Source organism: Synechococcus sp. N5, assembly GCF_900473925.1.
GTDB lineage: Bacteria > Cyanobacteriota > Cyanobacteriia > PCC-6307 > Cyanobiaceae > Parasynechococcus.
Genome location: NZ_UCNI01000003.1, coordinates 19,609 through 34,242, shown reverse-complemented (window position 1 = coordinate 34,242; position 14,634 = coordinate 19,609). Strand labels below are relative to the sequence as shown.

The following is a 14,634-nucleotide window of genomic DNA, read 5'->3' as shown; positions in this document are numbered from 1 at the left end:
AAAAACAGAGACAAGGTGGGGGAGGGGATCAGCCCACGGACCCCTCAAGTTTGAGGGCCAGCAATTTGTCGGCCTCAGCGGCAAACTCCATCGGCAGCTGATTGAAGACGTCGCGGCAGAAGCCGCTGACCATCATCGAGACGGCCTCTTCAAACCCGATGCCACGGCTCTGCAGGTAGAAGAGCTGATCTTCGGAGATGCGACAGGTGCTGGCCTCGTGCTCGATGGCCGCCTGCGGCTGCTGAGAACGGATGTAGGGATAGGTGTTCGCGGCGGCTTGATCGCCGATCAGCATCGAATCGCACTGGCTGTAGTTGCGGGCGCCCTTGGCATTGGGCCCCATCTGCACAAGACCGCGGTAGCTGTTGCTGGAGCGTCCTGCACTGATGCCCTTGCTCACAATCGTGGAGCGTGTGCGCGGTCCGACATGGACCATCTTCGTGCCGGTGTCGGCCTGCTGGCAGTTGTTGGTGAGGGCCACGGAATAGAACTCACCCACCGAATCAGCACCCTGCAGCACGCAACTGGGGTACTTCCAGGTGATGGCTGAACCGGTCTCCACCTGGGTCCAGCTGATGCGGCTGCGATTACCGCGGCACTGGCCTCGTTTGGTCACGAAGTTATAGATCCCGCCGACGCCGTTTTCATCACCGGCATACCAGTTCTGAACCGTGGAATATTTGATTGAGGCGTCGTCGAGGGCCACCAGTTCCACCACCGCCGCATGCAGCTGATTGGTGTCGAACATCGGTGCCGTACATCCCTCGAGATAACTCACCGAAGCACCCTCTTCGGCCACGATCAAGGTGCGCTCGAACTGTCCGGTGTCGCCGGAATTGATTCGGAAGTAGGTGGAGAGCTCCATCGGGCACTCAACGCCCTTCGGAATGAAGACGAAGGATCCGTCGCTGAACACAGCTGAGTTCAGGGCGGCGAAATAGTTGTCGTTGCTGGAGACAACCGTGCCGAGGTAACGCTCGATCAGCTCGGGGTGATCCTTGACCGCCTCACTGAAGGAGCAGAACAGCACCCCATGTTCGGCCAGCTTCTCCTTGTAAGTGGTGGCAATCGAAACGCTGTCGAAAACAGCGTCCACCGCCACGTTGCTGAGGCGCTTCTGCTCGCTCAGCGGGATACCGAGCTTGTCGAAGGTTTCCAGCAGCTTCGGATCCACCTCATCGAGGCTGGCCTTCTTCTCCTGCTGCTTGGGAGCCGCGTAATAAACGATGTCCTGGTAATCGATCTCGGGATAACCCAGAGCAGCCCAGTCGGGCTCTTCGAGGGTGAGCCAGTGGCGAAACGCCTTGAGCCGGAACTGCAGCAGGAAATCCGGCTCTTCTTTCTTGGCCGAGATCAGGCGAACGACCTCTTCACTGAGACCCTTGGCGATCTTGTCGGTCTCAATCTCGGTGACGAAGCCGTACTTGTACGGCTGGCTGACGAGATCCCGTGTGGAGGTACTGGTCATTCAGCTCAGCCGGCGGTGGCGTTGATCGTTTCGGTGGCGATGGTCTGCGTCTTCTCAGGGCAAGCGAAGGGGTTGTCCTCGGTGAGGAAGAGCATGCAGTGGCATTCCTTGCGCTCGCGCATCGGAACGCAGGGGCAGTTCCAGAAGGCCTGCGAGACCTCGGCCTCTTTGTCCTCGTAATGGCGGCAAGGACACAGCGCTCCCCCCAGATCATCCTTGTGACGCGCCAGACCCTTCAGAACAACGGCGGTGACGCTGGGGTCGGCACAGAAATACGTGCCGGTGCGCTGGGCGTAGGTTTCAGCGAACTTGCGGATGACCTCCAGGCTTTCTGCAGTCGGCTCTTGAGGGGCGTCGGACATGGAAGTGGAGGGAGCGGCGAATTACGAAACCCCGCGGTTTCCTTACTGGAAGCCTAGGCCAACAGGCCTCCGGTCAGCGGGCTCCCCATTGTGACCCTCAACACGGCCAACATGACGTGGCAATTCGATGGCATCGTGTGGGGAGGTTTCGCCTCCTCATGAGCGCCTCGGCCCCCGCCAGCACCCGCGACGCCGTGCTCTCCCTGCTTTTGGAGCGCGGGGAGGAAGACGCTGGCGCCCTTGCCGATGCCGTGGGCATTTCGGTTCAGGCCATGCGGCGACATCTGCGCTCCCTCGCCGACAGCGGCTTGGTCTGCGCTAGCAGCAATGCCAGCGGCCCAGGTCGACCCAGCAACCGCTGGTGCCTCACCGACGAAGGACGGGCCCAGTTCCCCGATGGCAGCGGCCGCTTCGCCCTTGGCCTGCTGGATTCGATGCGCAGCCATCTCCCCGAAGCGACCGTCCGCCAGCTGCTCAATCAGCAGGCGGAGTCGAAGGCCAGCAAGTACCGGCAAAGCCTTGGCGAAGCCTCCTTGGAAGCTCGCCTCGAACACCTGGCACGGCTGCGGCGCGACGAGGGCTATGTGACCGTCTGCAGCCGGGACGACGACGGCGTGAGTTGGCGGCTCGAGGAGGCCCACTGTTCGGTGCAGCGCATTGCTGAAGAATTTCCCGCGGTCTGCGACCAGGAATTGCTGCTGATTCGGCGCACCGTGCCGGACTGCCGGGTGGAACGGGTGCATTGGCGGCTCGAGGGCGGCCACGCCTGCGGCTTCCGCATCACTCCGTTGGCGCAGGGCTGATGGCCATCGACCGAGCCGCGATTGAACGCATCGACTCCACCCTGCTGCCCCAGCTCGATCGCCATCACCTGCGGCTGCTGAGCCACTGCCTGGACAGCTTTCAATCCATGGCCGCTCCGAGTAGCACTGGTGCAATCCCCGACGAAAACCAACGGCGCCGCTGGTGCCAGAAGCAACCCGTGGTCGCCGAGGACCCGGCATTCCTCCACACCTTGCTGCTGCAGCTCAATGCTGCCGCCGATCAGCTGGATCAACTGGCGCTTGAGCTGGGCAAGCCTCCATTGGCGCTGACCCTCGACGATCTGATCAGCGCCGCCGAAGCCCGCTGCCGTGGCTGACATGGCCGTCGGGGGTGGCCTGGCTGTCGTGACTGACCTGGTCGGGCTGCCATCATCACTTCACTTCCTCAACGCCGGCGATGCTTGAGATCTCGGACGCCCTCAGCTTCTTTCGTCTGAGCTGTGGCCGCTGGACCTCACAGCGCAGCCAGCACCACCTGCTGCATCGCCGCGCCGAAGCCGGCGCCTCCTTCATCGTTGTGGAGGAACTGCTGAAGGGCGACGAACGCCTTGCGGAGATCGCCGAACGCAACAACGCCAGCGTTGAGCAGATCGTGGGGGGCTGCTGGGTGCGCTGGAGCGGATCGATGGCCTGGGATCGGGCCGGTGAATCCCACGAAGACCAGACCATGTTCGGACTGATCCCCGAAGACGAAACGGGGCGACGGGGACTGCTGCTGCGGGATCGCGGTTACGCCGAGAAAGCGCCGGTGGCGGGACAGTTCCGCATGGACGAAGAAAACGGCCTGATCCTCACCACCGACTACGAAATGATGAGTTCCCTGGAGCGCTTCTGGTTCGCCAGCGAGAACGTGCGGCTGCGCACCAGCACGGTGCAAGGGCTCTCCAACAACGCCTCCTTCTGCATCGAGACCCGGCAGCTGGACGATGTTGATCAGCCCAGCCCAGCCATAGCTACGAGCGGGGCCGCCCTCGCCCCCTTCGGCTGGTAAGCAGAAGTACTTAGAGAAAGTATTACGGCATGTAATCGCTGCAACAGCAGCTGAAGGGGGCAAGACCCAGCACTTCTACGATCGCCAGCAGTGGATGCTGTAGCTCGCGTGGCCATTCCTCTTCTGGAGTACGCACCGATCACCCAGAACTCCTTGAGAGCGGGTGTTCCGAACCTCCGTGTCGGCTCCGACGAGGGATCACGGGCTTACTCCCTGGAAATTGCAGACGACCGGGACAACCTCGACACCGTTGTGGAAGCCGCCTACCGGCAGATTTTCTTCCACGCCTTCAAAACAGACCGGGACGTCAACCTTGAGTCCCAGCTGAAGGATGGCCAGATCACGGTTCGCGACTTCATTCGCGGCCTGGTGCTATCTGACACCTTCAAGCGCACCTTCTACGGCTTCAACAGCAACTACAAGGTTGTTCGTCATCTCTGCGAACGGATTCTTGGCCGCAAGGTGAACGGCAAAGGCGAAGAGCTCTCCTGGTCGATCGTGATTGCAACCAAAGGCCTTGAAGGCCTTGTCGATGTGTTGCTCGACAGCTCCGAGTACCTCGACGCCTTCGGCTACGACACGGTTCCTTACCAACGCAACCGCGTGCTTCCTGGCCGGGAGCTGGGCGATACGCCGTTCAACATCACAACCCCCCGCTACGACGAGTACTACCGGGGAATCCTGGGCTTCCCCCAGATCGTCTTCACCGGCGGCCCCGCCAAGAAAGTTCCTGCCCGCGCCAAGATCCGCAAGGGTGGTTCACCTCAGGACTACATGGCCTGGGTGGCAGAAATGGGCGGACCCCGTGGAGTTGCCCCCAGCGGTGGCGCCGACATGGACTACATGTCGAAGGTTCCCTACCGCAGCATCGGCCGCTGATCCCGGCCTCGATCATGTTCAAGAAAGCGGGGCTTCGGCTCCGCTTTTTTTGTGTCTCTGACTGTGATCCCCGGGATCGACGTTCACCCAGTGGTCAGCATCCACTGACCCTTGGCCACTTAACGCTTCGAAAAGGAATTTTTCAGATCACAATGATCCCAAACGAAACCTGGAGTTTTTGGACGTGTCCCAAACCCTTTCATCTCTGGCACGTCTCACCCTTCGTCAACTGCGTCAAATCGCCAGCGACCTAGGGGTGCCGCTCTATAGCCGCAAAAGCAAGGAGACCCTGGTCGACGAAGTTGCCCAGCGTCAGCAAAAGCGTGGTGGAGATCTGAAGGCCATCGAGGCAGAACTCAACGCGCCGGCCATGGGCAGCAGCGACACCCGCGTGGTGTTCCTGCCTCGCGACCCCCAGTGGGCCTACGTGTTCTGGGAAATTTCCGACGCCGATCGCAAGGTGGCCCAGAAGGACGGCGCCAGCCGACTTTGCCTGCGCCTGGCTGACGTAACCGGCATGCAAGACGGCAATGCCCATCCCCACACCCTCCAGGAAGTCCCCGTCGACAGTCACAGCACCGAGTGGTATCTGCCCGTACCCCTCTGTGACAGGGATTACCGAGTTGAGTTGGGCTATCGCATCGGCGCCAGCTGGATGTCTCTGGCCTTCTCTTCCGTGGCACGCGTACCCGCTCTTCACCCAAGCGAGCAGATCCTTGATCAGTTCGTCCCCTTCAGCCTTGAGGCAGCGCCGGCTGAATCCGCTCCAGCTCCCGTCGCGCCGATCGAGTCGAGCAACAGTGGCCTGCACGAGCGGCTCTACCAAAGCGCCACGGTTCAGTTCCGCCGCCGTCGGGTTGGCTCGGAAGAATTCCAGGAAGGCTTTGACGTTTCCGGCGACACCAGTGGCTTGAATGACTCGGGGGCTGGCCTCTGGGCCAGCGGCCGCAACGAGTCTGGCCTTGGTGGCGTGGCTCCCCGCCAACGCTCCTTCTGGCTGGTGGCTGACGCCGAACTGATCGTCTACGGCGCCACCGACCCTTCCGCTCGCCTCACCATCGGTGGCGAAGAAGTGCCTCTCTCCACCGACGGCACCTTCCGAATTCAGGTGCCGTTCCGGGATGGCGAGCAGATGTATGCCATCGAAGCCACGGCCTCCGATGGAGAGCAGAAGCGCAACATCACGCTCAACTTCAAGCGTGAGACCCCTGAAGACAACAGCAACCCTGCCAGCGAAGCCCGCGCCGAGTGGTTCTGAACCCTTCCGATTCCAAAGCACCAGCATCCCTGCGCTGGTTCGTGGCCATCACCCCCCTCGCGGGGGCGATGGTCTTTCCATTGGTGGTGCCTTTGGTGATGGCCCGGGTGGGCATTGGAGCCGGTGTGGGCGTCGCCCTTGTTCTGAGTGGACTTTGGTTTGTAGCGATGCTGAAGACATCGGAGATGCCCCACTGAAAATCGGGGAACTCTGATTACGCCAAGTTCTTCATCTGAACACGGAGCGGCTCTGGGAGAGCACTGGGCTGGGAGTCCCAGCAAATGTCCAATGAAATTCGATCGTCAAAAAGTCCAGAGAGGTCGGAGTATCTAATAAATGAAAAACCAGATCAAACGAAAGATAATGAGCGCCATGAACTTCCCTGCACTCATTCGCATCTTCATGGTGTTATCCATGACTGCCCCGTCTATGGCTGCTGAGCCCTATGTGGCTTGGCCCAGCAAAGAGCAACTGCGAGACATCGAACAGGCCGCCTACGCATGTTCCCGAATCAACTCAACAAAGGCCTGCAAGCGAGTAAGGCAACTCGCTGATCCTTTGATGGATCACTCCAGGTTGCCCGAGCGCTGCAAAGACGTGTTGTGGATGTTGATGGACGAAGCCAAGGTCGCCAACAACAACGACTTCAGGCGCAAAGACACCATTACGAACACAGCCCGTCGTATCCCAAGGTTCTGCGCAGAGCCGGTGACCAAAAACGAGAAACTCAAATCGCGTCAGGCTTGAGAATGATCCAAAACTTGTGGCAGTCAATGTCTCCCAAAAAGGCACCGCCAAGCGAATGGCTCGCTTCAAGCTCTGCGTTGCATGGTCCTCAGGTTTGGTGCGGGCCACAGGGGTAACGAAATCAACTGGTCGCGACCGACGCATTACAAATGGATTTCCATGTTTAGGTTCCGCATATAGCCCTCATCCGTTGTGATGACCATCTCGGCCCCTGCGGAACCGACCCAACGCCAGGTGCGCCTGGCCACCCCTTTCACCGACCAAAAGCCAGGGACCTCCGGCCTGCGCAAGAGCAGTCGCCAGTTTGAGGAGCCCCACTACCTCGAAAGTTTCATCGAAGCGTCGCTTCGCACGCTGCCAGGCGTACAGGGCGGCACCCTTGTGGTGGGGGGCGACGGCCGTTACGGCAACCGCCGTGCCATCGACGTGATCCTGCGGATGGGCGCCGCCCACGGCCTCAGCAAGGTGATCGTCACCACCGGCGGCATCCTCTCCACACCCGCCGCCTCCAATCTGATCCGGCAGCGTCAGGCCATTGGCGGCATCATCCTGTCCGCCAGCCACAACCCAGGTGGTGAGAACGGTGACTTCGGCGTCAAGGTCAACGGCGCCAACGGTGGCCCCACCCCCGCCTCCTTCACCGATGCGGTGTTCGAGTGCACCAAAACCCTGGAGCAATACACGATTGTTGAGGCTGCAGAAATCCCTCTGGATGCGCCTGGACTTCACAACATCGGCGCGATGCAGGTGGAGGTGATCGACGGCATCGACGATTTCGTTGCCCTGATGCAGGAGCTATTCAACTTCGATCAGATCCGCGATCTGATTCGCAGCGACTTCCCCCTGGCCTTTGACGCCATGCATGCCGTCACCGGGCCCTACGCCGCCCGGTTGTTCGAAGGGCTACTGGGTGCACCGGCGGGAAGCGTGCGCAACGGCACACCCCTGGAAGACTTCGGCAACGGTCACCCCGACCCCAACCTCACCTACGCCCACGACCTGGCTGAACTGCTGCTCGAGGGAAATGAGTACCTCTTCGGCGCCGCCTGCGACGGCGATGGCGATCGCAACATGATTCTGGGCCAGCGCTGCTTTGTGAATCCCAGCGACAGCCTCGCCGTGCTCACTGCGAACGCCACGGTGGCTCCGGCCTACGCCGAAGGCCTGGCCGGGGTGGCGCGTTCAATGCCCACCAGCGCTGCAGTGGATGTGGTGGCCAAGGAGCTGGGGATTGACTGCTTCGAAACGCCCACAGGCTGGAAGTTCTTCGGCAACCTGCTGGACGCCGGCAAGATCACCCTCTGCGGTGAAGAGAGCTTCGGCACCGGTAGCAACCACGTGCGCGAAAAAGATGGCCTCTGGGCCGTGCTGTTCTGGCTGCAGATCCTGGCCGTGCGTCGCTGCAGCGTCGCCGAGATCATGGCCGAACACTGGAAGCGCTTCGGACGCCATTACTACTCGCGTCACGACTATGAGGCCGTCGCCAGCGACGCCGCCCATGGCCTCTACGACCGCCTCGAATCCATGCTGCCTAGCCTGGTGGGCCAGGCTTTTGCCGGACGCACCATCAGCACCGCAGACAACTTCAGCTACACCGACCCCGTCGATGGTTCCGTGACGTCAGGCCAAGGTCTGCGGATCCTGTTGGACGACGGCAGCCGTGTTGTGCTTCGCCTCTCCGGCACCGGCACAAAGGGAGCAACGCTTCGCGTCTACCTGGAGAGCTATGTGCCCAGCAGCGGCGACCTCGACCAGGATCCCCAGGTCGCCCTGGCCGAGATGATCAGCGCTATCAATGACCTGGCGGAGATCAAGCAACGCACGGGCATGGATCAACCCACCGTGATCACCTGAACCCGGACCATCACGTCTGACATGCCAAAGCCACCCCTCTGGGTGGCTTTTTGATTGCTGCGGATAAACACCCAGCGACCACGACCGTGATCGAAAGACTGCAAACCGTGCTGAGAACCGGTTTGGTGATGAAGTTATTGGAAGCAGACATCGTTCAACCTCAGTTCGCCTTGGCGGGTTGCACCTGAACAGGCATCCCGTGTCTGAGGTTCAGCAGGTTGGTGGTGGCCACCCTCTGATTCAGTTTCAGGCCCTTGGTAATGGGATACAGGTTGTTCTCCAGTTCGCCCACCGTGACTGGTGTCTGCAAGGCGAACTGCGAGTTCGCGGGAAGCTTGCCGGCCTTAATTCCCAGCTCCAGCCTTTTTAAATCCGCCTTACCAGGATTCTCCTTTAGCTCATCGAAACTTCCGAGCCGGAAGACAAAGCTCTGACCCGAGGTCTGGGTAACAGCGGCAAAGGGAACAGCCAACTGTTCCTCAGCTTTGATCTGCACACGCGTATGCAGTCGCAAACCATCCCGCAGTGTTCCGTCGCTATTGGGGAACACCGCCGTCACCAACAGTCCTTGGGTGTTGGGGTTGATGCGTGGATCAATTGATTCCACTGCACCTGTGGCCAGTATTTCTTCGCTGCCAGGGGCCATCAGAACAACGGGCTGGCCCTCCTGCAGCTGGGCCGAGAAGATCGCTGGCACTTCCACCCTTGCTTCCAGCTCATTGTTCTGGACCAGGCTGGTGAAGACCTGGTCCTGCTGGATCACATCACCCACTTTCACCTTCACGTCAGCGACCGTGCCGGCGGAGGGTGAAGTGAGATTGCTGTAACTGAGCTTGGCCTTCGCTTCGATGTACTGAGTCCGGTAGCGATCCAACTCCTTCTGCGACGTTGCTCCCACTTCAGCCAGGTAGGCGTAACGCTCGTAATTGGCTTTAGCCGTGTCGGCGTTGGCCTTTTCCTCGTCTTGATCAAGGACCAGCAGAAGCTGACCGGCCTCCACCTCATCACCTTGGCGAATCTTCAGCTGCTCAATTCGTCCACCCGATTGAGCGGCCAACTCCACAAGATTGCTGGCCTCGAGCGTGCTGACGGTGTCGATCCCCTCGGTGAATTCCACCAGCCGAGCAGCAGCAGCCTGAACCTTCGGCGGCGGCGGCAGCTTCGGTGCTTCGCTCCTGCAGGAACTAACCGTGATCAGAGCCGCGACGGTAAGCAGGAGGCGCTGCAGATGAGGCACGGCAAAAAGGCTTTGAAATGGATTATGAGGTGGTCATAAGGTAAGAACCGGGCCGCGAAGATTTGCAAGCCTGGAAACAGACAGACTCAAAAAGCGTCCGATTTGGACCAGCTCAAGCACTGATTGAAAACTTCAGGGACACTGGGGCATCGCCGATGGTTTGTTGGCTCAGGACCTCTTCGCTTTTCACGGTGAGCAGCAACGAAGGATGCTGGCCCCCCTGGCCGATCGCATGCGTCCGCGCACGCTGGAGGAATTTGAAGGTCAGAGCGGAATCCTGGCTGACGGACGGCTCCTGCGCCGTGCCATCAAGGCCGATCGGGTCGGCAACCTGATCCTGCATGGCCCGCCCGGGGTCGGCAAAACAACCCTGGCGCGGATCATTGCCAACCACACCCGTGCCCACTTCAGCAGCCTCAACGCCGTGCTGGCCGGCGTCAAAGACTTACGAATCGAGGTTGATGCTGCACGCCAACGCCTTGAACGGCATGGCCTTCGCACGATCCTGTTCATCGACGAAGTGCACCGCTTCAACAGTGCCCAGCAGGATGCGCTGCTGCCATGGGTGGAAAACGGCACCGTCACCTTGATCGGGGCCACCACAGAAAACCCCTATTTCGAAGTCAACAAGGCACTGGTCAGCCGCTCGCGGCTGTTTCGTTTACTGCCTCTAGAACCAGAGGATTTACAGCGGCTGCTGCGACGCGCCCTTGCAGACAATGAGCGGGGGTACGGCGACCGCGCCATCGCCATCAGCAGCGATGCCGTCAACCACCTCGTTGATGTAGCGGGCGGAGACGCCCGCAGCCTGCTCAATGCCCTTGAACTAGCGGTGGAGAGCTCCGAACCCGATGGCCACGGCGTGATCCAAATCACTCTGGCCATCGCCGAGGAATCCATCCAGCAGCGGGCGGTGCTTTACGACAAGCACGGTGATGCCCACTACGACACCATCAGCGCCTTCATCAAATCGCTACGGGGCTCGGATGCCGATGCGGCGATGTTCTGGCTGGCCCGCATGGTGGAGGCCGGTGAGAACCCACGTTTCATCTTCCGGAGGATGCTGATTGCGGCGGGGGAAGACATCGGCCTGGCCGACCCTCAGGCCATGGTTGTGGTGGAAGCCTGTGCCGCAGCCTTCGAACGGGTAGGGCTACCAGAGGGCTTGTATCCCTTGGCCCAGGCCGCGTTGTACCTGGCCGGCACCGAAAAGAGCAACAGCGTTCTGGGCTTCTTTGATGCCCTGAAAACCGTGCGCGATGCGCAAAAGCAGGACGTGCCCGGGCATTTGCGCGATGCCAACCGGGATGGAGCCGCCTTCGGCGATGGCGTGGGCTACCGCTACCCCCATGCCTACGCAGAACACTGGGTGGAGCAGCAATACCTCCCCACACCCCTGCAAGGCGAGGTGTTCTGGCAGCCCGGACAACTCGGTTGGGAGGGGGAACGACGCGAGCGGATGGCGGAACGCCGGGCAGCCCAACTCGCCGCGGCCGCGGAACTGGCAGCCGACCAGCCTTTGCTTTTGAGCAGCGGGCCCGACCGTCCTGGCGTGGACCGCTGGGTCCAGCGCCAACTAGGACAGGAGGGGGAGCGACTGCAGCGCCTGCGAGAGCGGCTCTGGCGGGATATCCCCTGGACCCGTCGAGATCGAGTGCTGCTGCTGGGGGTGCGCTCGCTGATTTGGGCCCTCGATCCATTGAGGGCCACCCCGGAAGGAGGAGTGACCGTGCTTTGCGAGAACGATGCCGACCGCAGCCGGCTGGAAGCGCAGATGGATTTGCTCGAGCCGGAGCATCGACCAGAGCTGTTAACAGGCAACCTCGACGCTCTGCCCGAAAGCCAAGCCTTCGATTGGATCGGGGGTCGGCTCGCCGCTGCCGACCTGCAAGGGCAGAACTGGACGGCGCTGCTGAAGACAATCAACCAACATGCCGAGCCGACAACAGGTTTACGGCTGCTGATCAGCCGCGCCGAACTGGGGCCCGCCGGTGCATTGCTGCAAGACGGCGAGCCAACAGAGCTGTTGAGCGATCTAGCGGCTCAAGAACAGCAGTGGCTTGAGCTGCAGCAGCGTCCGGAAAAGTTGTTGGCGAAGGCTGGCTGGCAGCTCCGTTGTGAGGAGTGGCTGGAACATCTCATGCTTCCAGGGGGCACCGAACTGGCTGAGCGATGGCTAATCGATGGGTCGCCCTACCGGCAGGCCATGGGGGAGATCAGCAAGGAGGTGATGACGCAGTTGCGCCAATCGTTGAACGACCTGGGCGAGGTCGGCCTGCGACTGCCGATGCGCCATCAATTGATTCAAGGCAAGTGCAGCATGCCATCAAAAAAAACGCCGAAACCTGGGCTCAAATAAAGAGATCAGAGCTCTGAATTGGCTTTGATGCAAGCAGGCAGAAAGACGTACCAGGACAGCAGCGAAGTGGACTGGGCTCCGCTCACCTTGTCTGGAGCACAAACCCTTTGCCTACCATAATTCGGTCCGTTATCTGATAAACGGAAGGCGACGGGGAGCTGTTTAATGATGCCGATTGAGCTAATGAGCCCATCCTTGGCATCCGCGATAATGGCGGCCCGTAGAGCCGTTACCGCCGTCGCCTTTTGGCGCCAATAAGGGACATAAGACCTTGTTTGATCATCCAGGAAGGCTTTACCAGCTTGGGAATAAAGAAACCGGGATACACCGGCGAGGTCAACTGCATAGCTCTTGTTCAAACCAAAACGGAGCTCCTCAGCGGTCCAGCCAGACATCCGAATGGCGTCCTGAAGAGCACGGTCTTTGACCTTGCCGTCATCAAGAAAGGATTCGAGCTCGCTGTAAGTGGTGGTGCTAACTGAGCCACCCGTGTTCCAGCGCACCGGTTGCTGAGAACCTGCTTTTGAAAACGGCCCAGGAAGGACCGCGAGGTACGTACAAAAAACAAGAGATGCCAGGGAACCTGCGATGTGCTCGAGCCTGATCCGCGACGCCATGGCCCAAAGCTGCAGGTTGATTCCAACGTAGGCCGCACGGACAGTCCTGTCCTGAGGGCCGTACGCTGCCGCCTCTGACCAAACCCTTTCCGTGAGTCTGCAAATCGGCGACGCCGCCCCCGACTTCACCCTTCCCGATCAAAACGGTGATCCCATAAGCCTCGCTTCACTGCGCGGAAAGAAGGTTGTTCTGTACTTCTATCCCAAGGACGACACCCCGGGCTGCACCAAAGAAGCCTGCAACTTCCGCGATCGCTGGGAGCAACTGAAAGCCAACAACATCACCGTTCTGGGTGTCAGCAAGGACGGAGCCACCTCCCACAACAAATTCATCAACAAGCACGACCTTCCCTTCACCCTGCTCACCGATGAGGAGCCCTGTGCCGTGGCCAGCCTCTATGAGAGCTATGGGCTGAAGAAGTTCATGGGGCGCGAATACATGGGCATGATGCGCCACACCTTCCTGATCGATGAAGAAGGAAAACTCGAGCGGATTTATCTCAAGGTGAAAGCGGCCACCATGGCCGACACGCTGATCAGCGATCTCGGGCTGAGCTGAGCCCAGACCCCAGGCTCAGCAGTGCTTGCAACTGAAGATCACCCTCCAGCTGCAACAACTCCGTTGCACCGGACCAATGACGGTTCAACAGGGCAGCGTCCCCACCGCAGATCCACAGCAAGCCTTGGGCATGCTGCTGAGCCGCTGCAATGGAGGCCAACATCGCCTCCAGAACACCGCGCTGCATGGCGGCCACGGTTTGCTGTGGGAAGACCTCTTGCAGAGCGTCGTTGTCGAGATCCTCAGGGGTTGATGGCAAGCCGAGGGTTCCATCGGCCATGGCCTGGAGCTGGAGCCGATAGCCCGGGATCAGCTGTCCGCCTCCAAAACAACCGTCGGCCGTCACCCGGGTGAGGCTCAACACGGTGCCGGCATCCACAAGAAGCAACCCCCTGGAACAGTCGAGCTGTTGCTCCTGACTGCAACGCCAGGCCATCCAAGCCCCGAGAGCGCGATCCACCCCCAACCAAGGAGGAGCCTTGGGCAAGGGCACATCCTCCAAACAAATGCGCAGATCCTGGTGGGCCATGAGCGGCTCAGGCACAGGTCCCACCGCGGCCCAAACCGGAGGGTTGGTACCGATGCGACCAGGCTCAGGAGGACCGTGGTCAATGCGGACAGTGTTGCCTTGCCGTTGGGCCCAATGCCAACGGCTGTTACCAATCAGCAGGGCGCGGCCAACGTCCCGTACAGACCCCGTCACTCAGATGCCTTCACCCATCAGCCCTTCATTCACCTCCTGGGGCAGATGAATTCCACACTCCTGCTTCAATCCACCGAAGCGGGTGTCACGGCCACTCAGATCGCCAACATCAGGACCACTGGAATGCCAGTCGCCGACCGTGGAATAACCCTGTTCAAACAATGGGTGCTGGGGAAGACCGTTGTCCTGCATGTAGTAGTACACATCGCGCTTGGTCCACTCGAGCAGTGGGCGCAATGACCAACGCTCCCGAATCGGATCCAAAGCGGTCATTGAGCGGCGGTGATCGGTCTGGCCACGCCGCACGCCACTGGCCCAGCAGCGTGTGTTCAGGTCGTTGAGCGCTCGCTCCAGAGGTTCAACCTTGCGGATCCGGTGATAGGTCTCCAGGTCTTCCACGCGACCGGACTCCCAAAGCCGCCCGTGCAGGGCCTCCATCCGAGCCGGGGACATCTCGCTCTGACTCACCACCAGACGAATCCTGAGCTGCTGGGTGAGTTGAGATGCATAGGTGTAGGTCTCTGAAGGCAGATAACCGGTATCGATCCAGATCACCGGCACAGCATCGCCCCCGGGGAGGGTGCTCAGCATGTGCAGCAGCACAGCCGATTGGATCCCAAAACTCGTGGTGAGAGCAAAAGTCTCACCGAACTGCTCCAACCCCCAGGCCAGACGCTGCTGCGGCTCCATCGACTCCAGCAGCTTGCGCCCTTCGAGCAACTCGTTTTGCACCGCCATGGGCACCATGGCCTCAGGAGCCTCCGTCATCACGCCAT

At 60.5% G+C, this 14,634-nt stretch carries 16 protein-coding genes; 10 read left to right on the top strand and 6 right to left on the bottom strand.

Annotation, left to right across the window (positions count from 1 at the left end; genetic code table 11):
• Window positions 1-28: 28 nt before the first annotated feature.
• Both sufB and DXY03_RS04495 read right to left on the bottom strand, forming a co-directional pair.
• Window positions 29-1,468 carry a Fe-S cluster assembly protein SufB gene (gene sufB, locus DXY03_RS04500; protein ID WP_115009351.1) on the bottom strand — a complete coding sequence of 480 codons (1,440 nt, stop codon included), beginning with the start codon at window positions 1,466-1,468 and terminating at the stop codon, window positions 29-31.
• Window positions 1,469-1,473: 5 nt separating this feature from the next.
• Window positions 1,474-1,830, bottom strand: a complete 357-nt coding sequence (locus tag DXY03_RS04495; protein WP_115009350.1) for a ferredoxin-thioredoxin reductase catalytic domain-containing protein — start codon at window positions 1,828-1,830, stop codon at window positions 1,474-1,476.
• 158 nt (window positions 1,831-1,988) lie between these two features.
• Between DXY03_RS04495 and DXY03_RS04490 the strand changes: the two genes are divergently transcribed.
• The 8 genes from DXY03_RS04490 (at window position 1,989) to DXY03_RS04455 (ending at window position 8,383) form a co-directional block, all read left to right on the top strand.
• Window positions 1,989-2,633, top strand: a complete 645-nt coding sequence (locus DXY03_RS04490; RefSeq protein WP_115009349.1) for a metalloregulator ArsR/SmtB family transcription factor — start codon at window positions 1,989-1,991, stop codon at window positions 2,631-2,633.
• Window positions 2,633-2,971 (top strand): hypothetical protein, encoded by a 339-nt coding sequence (locus DXY03_RS04485; RefSeq protein ID WP_115009348.1) that lies wholly within the window; start codon window positions 2,633-2,635, stop codon window positions 2,969-2,971. Before DXY03_RS04490 ends, DXY03_RS04485 begins: the two co-directional genes overlap by 1 nt.
• An 80-nt stretch (window positions 2,972-3,051) precedes the next feature.
• Window positions 3,052-3,645: a phycobiliprotein lyase gene (locus DXY03_RS04480; protein ID WP_115009347.1), complete on the top strand. Its 594-nt coding sequence runs from the start codon at window positions 3,052-3,054 to the stop codon at window positions 3,643-3,645.
• A 108-nt stretch (window positions 3,646-3,753) separates the two neighbouring features.
• A complete protein-coding gene (locus tag DXY03_RS04475) occupies window positions 3,754-4,524 on the top strand; it encodes a phycobilisome rod-core linker polypeptide (protein ID WP_371637649.1) in 771 nt (256 codons plus the stop codon).
• Between the two features lie 184 nt (window positions 4,525-4,708).
• Complete coding sequence (locus tag DXY03_RS04470; protein ID WP_115009392.1) at window positions 4,709-5,782, top strand: DUF4912 domain-containing protein; 1,074 nt, start codon at window positions 4,709-4,711, stop codon at window positions 5,780-5,782.
• Window positions 5,773-5,979, top strand: coding sequence for a hypothetical protein (locus tag DXY03_RS04465; RefSeq protein ID WP_006850065.1), 207 nt, complete (start codon window positions 5,773-5,775; stop codon window positions 5,977-5,979). Before DXY03_RS04470 ends, DXY03_RS04465 begins: the two co-directional genes overlap by 10 nt.
• Window positions 5,980-6,118: 139 nt before the next feature.
• Window positions 6,119-6,529 (top strand): hypothetical protein, encoded by a 411-nt coding sequence (locus DXY03_RS04460; protein ID WP_244272307.1) that lies wholly within the window; start codon window positions 6,119-6,121, stop codon window positions 6,527-6,529.
• A 195-nt stretch (window positions 6,530-6,724) separates the two neighbouring features.
• A complete protein-coding gene (locus DXY03_RS04455) occupies window positions 6,725-8,383 on the top strand; it encodes an alpha-D-glucose phosphate-specific phosphoglucomutase (protein WP_115009345.1) in 1,659 nt (552 codons plus the stop codon).
• 160 nt (window positions 8,384-8,543) lie between these two features.
• On the opposite strand, the gene DXY03_RS04450 is transcribed toward DXY03_RS04455, so the two are convergent.
• Complete coding sequence (locus DXY03_RS04450) at window positions 8,544-9,620, bottom strand: efflux RND transporter periplasmic adaptor subunit (protein ID WP_115009344.1); 1,077 nt, start codon at window positions 9,618-9,620, stop codon at window positions 8,544-8,546.
• Window positions 9,621-9,780: 160 nt separating this feature from the next.
• Here DXY03_RS04450 and DXY03_RS04445 point away from each other — a divergent pair, with 160 nt between their 5' ends.
• On the top strand, window positions 9,781-11,979 hold the full coding sequence (locus tag DXY03_RS04445; RefSeq protein ID WP_371637647.1) for an AAA family ATPase: 2,199 nt from the start codon (window positions 9,781-9,783) through the stop codon (window positions 11,977-11,979).
• A 5-nt stretch (window positions 11,980-11,984) separates the two neighbouring features.
• Here DXY03_RS04445 and DXY03_RS04440 read toward each other — a convergent pair whose 3' ends face one another.
• A complete protein-coding gene (locus DXY03_RS04440) occupies window positions 11,985-12,596 on the bottom strand; it encodes an alpha/beta hydrolase (RefSeq protein WP_115009389.1) in 612 nt (203 codons plus the stop codon).
• Between the two features lie 91 nt (window positions 12,597-12,687).
• Here DXY03_RS04440 and bcp point away from each other — a divergent pair, with 91 nt between their 5' ends.
• Window positions 12,688-13,155: a thioredoxin-dependent thiol peroxidase gene (gene bcp / locus DXY03_RS04435; protein WP_115009343.1), complete on the top strand. Its 468-nt coding sequence runs from the start codon at window positions 12,688-12,690 to the stop codon at window positions 13,153-13,155.
• Here bcp and DXY03_RS04430 read toward each other — a convergent pair.
• Window positions 13,133-13,858 carry a type III pantothenate kinase gene (locus DXY03_RS04430; RefSeq protein WP_115009342.1) on the bottom strand — a complete coding sequence of 242 codons (726 nt, stop codon included), beginning with the start codon at window positions 13,856-13,858 and terminating at the stop codon, window positions 13,133-13,135. The two genes, bcp and DXY03_RS04430, sit on opposite strands and share 23 nt — an antisense overlap.
• Window positions 13,859-14,626: a phosphoadenylyl-sulfate reductase gene (locus tag DXY03_RS04425; RefSeq protein ID WP_115009341.1), complete on the bottom strand. Its 768-nt coding sequence runs from the start codon at window positions 14,624-14,626 to the stop codon at window positions 13,859-13,861.
• Window positions 14,627-14,634: the final 8 nt, after the last annotated feature.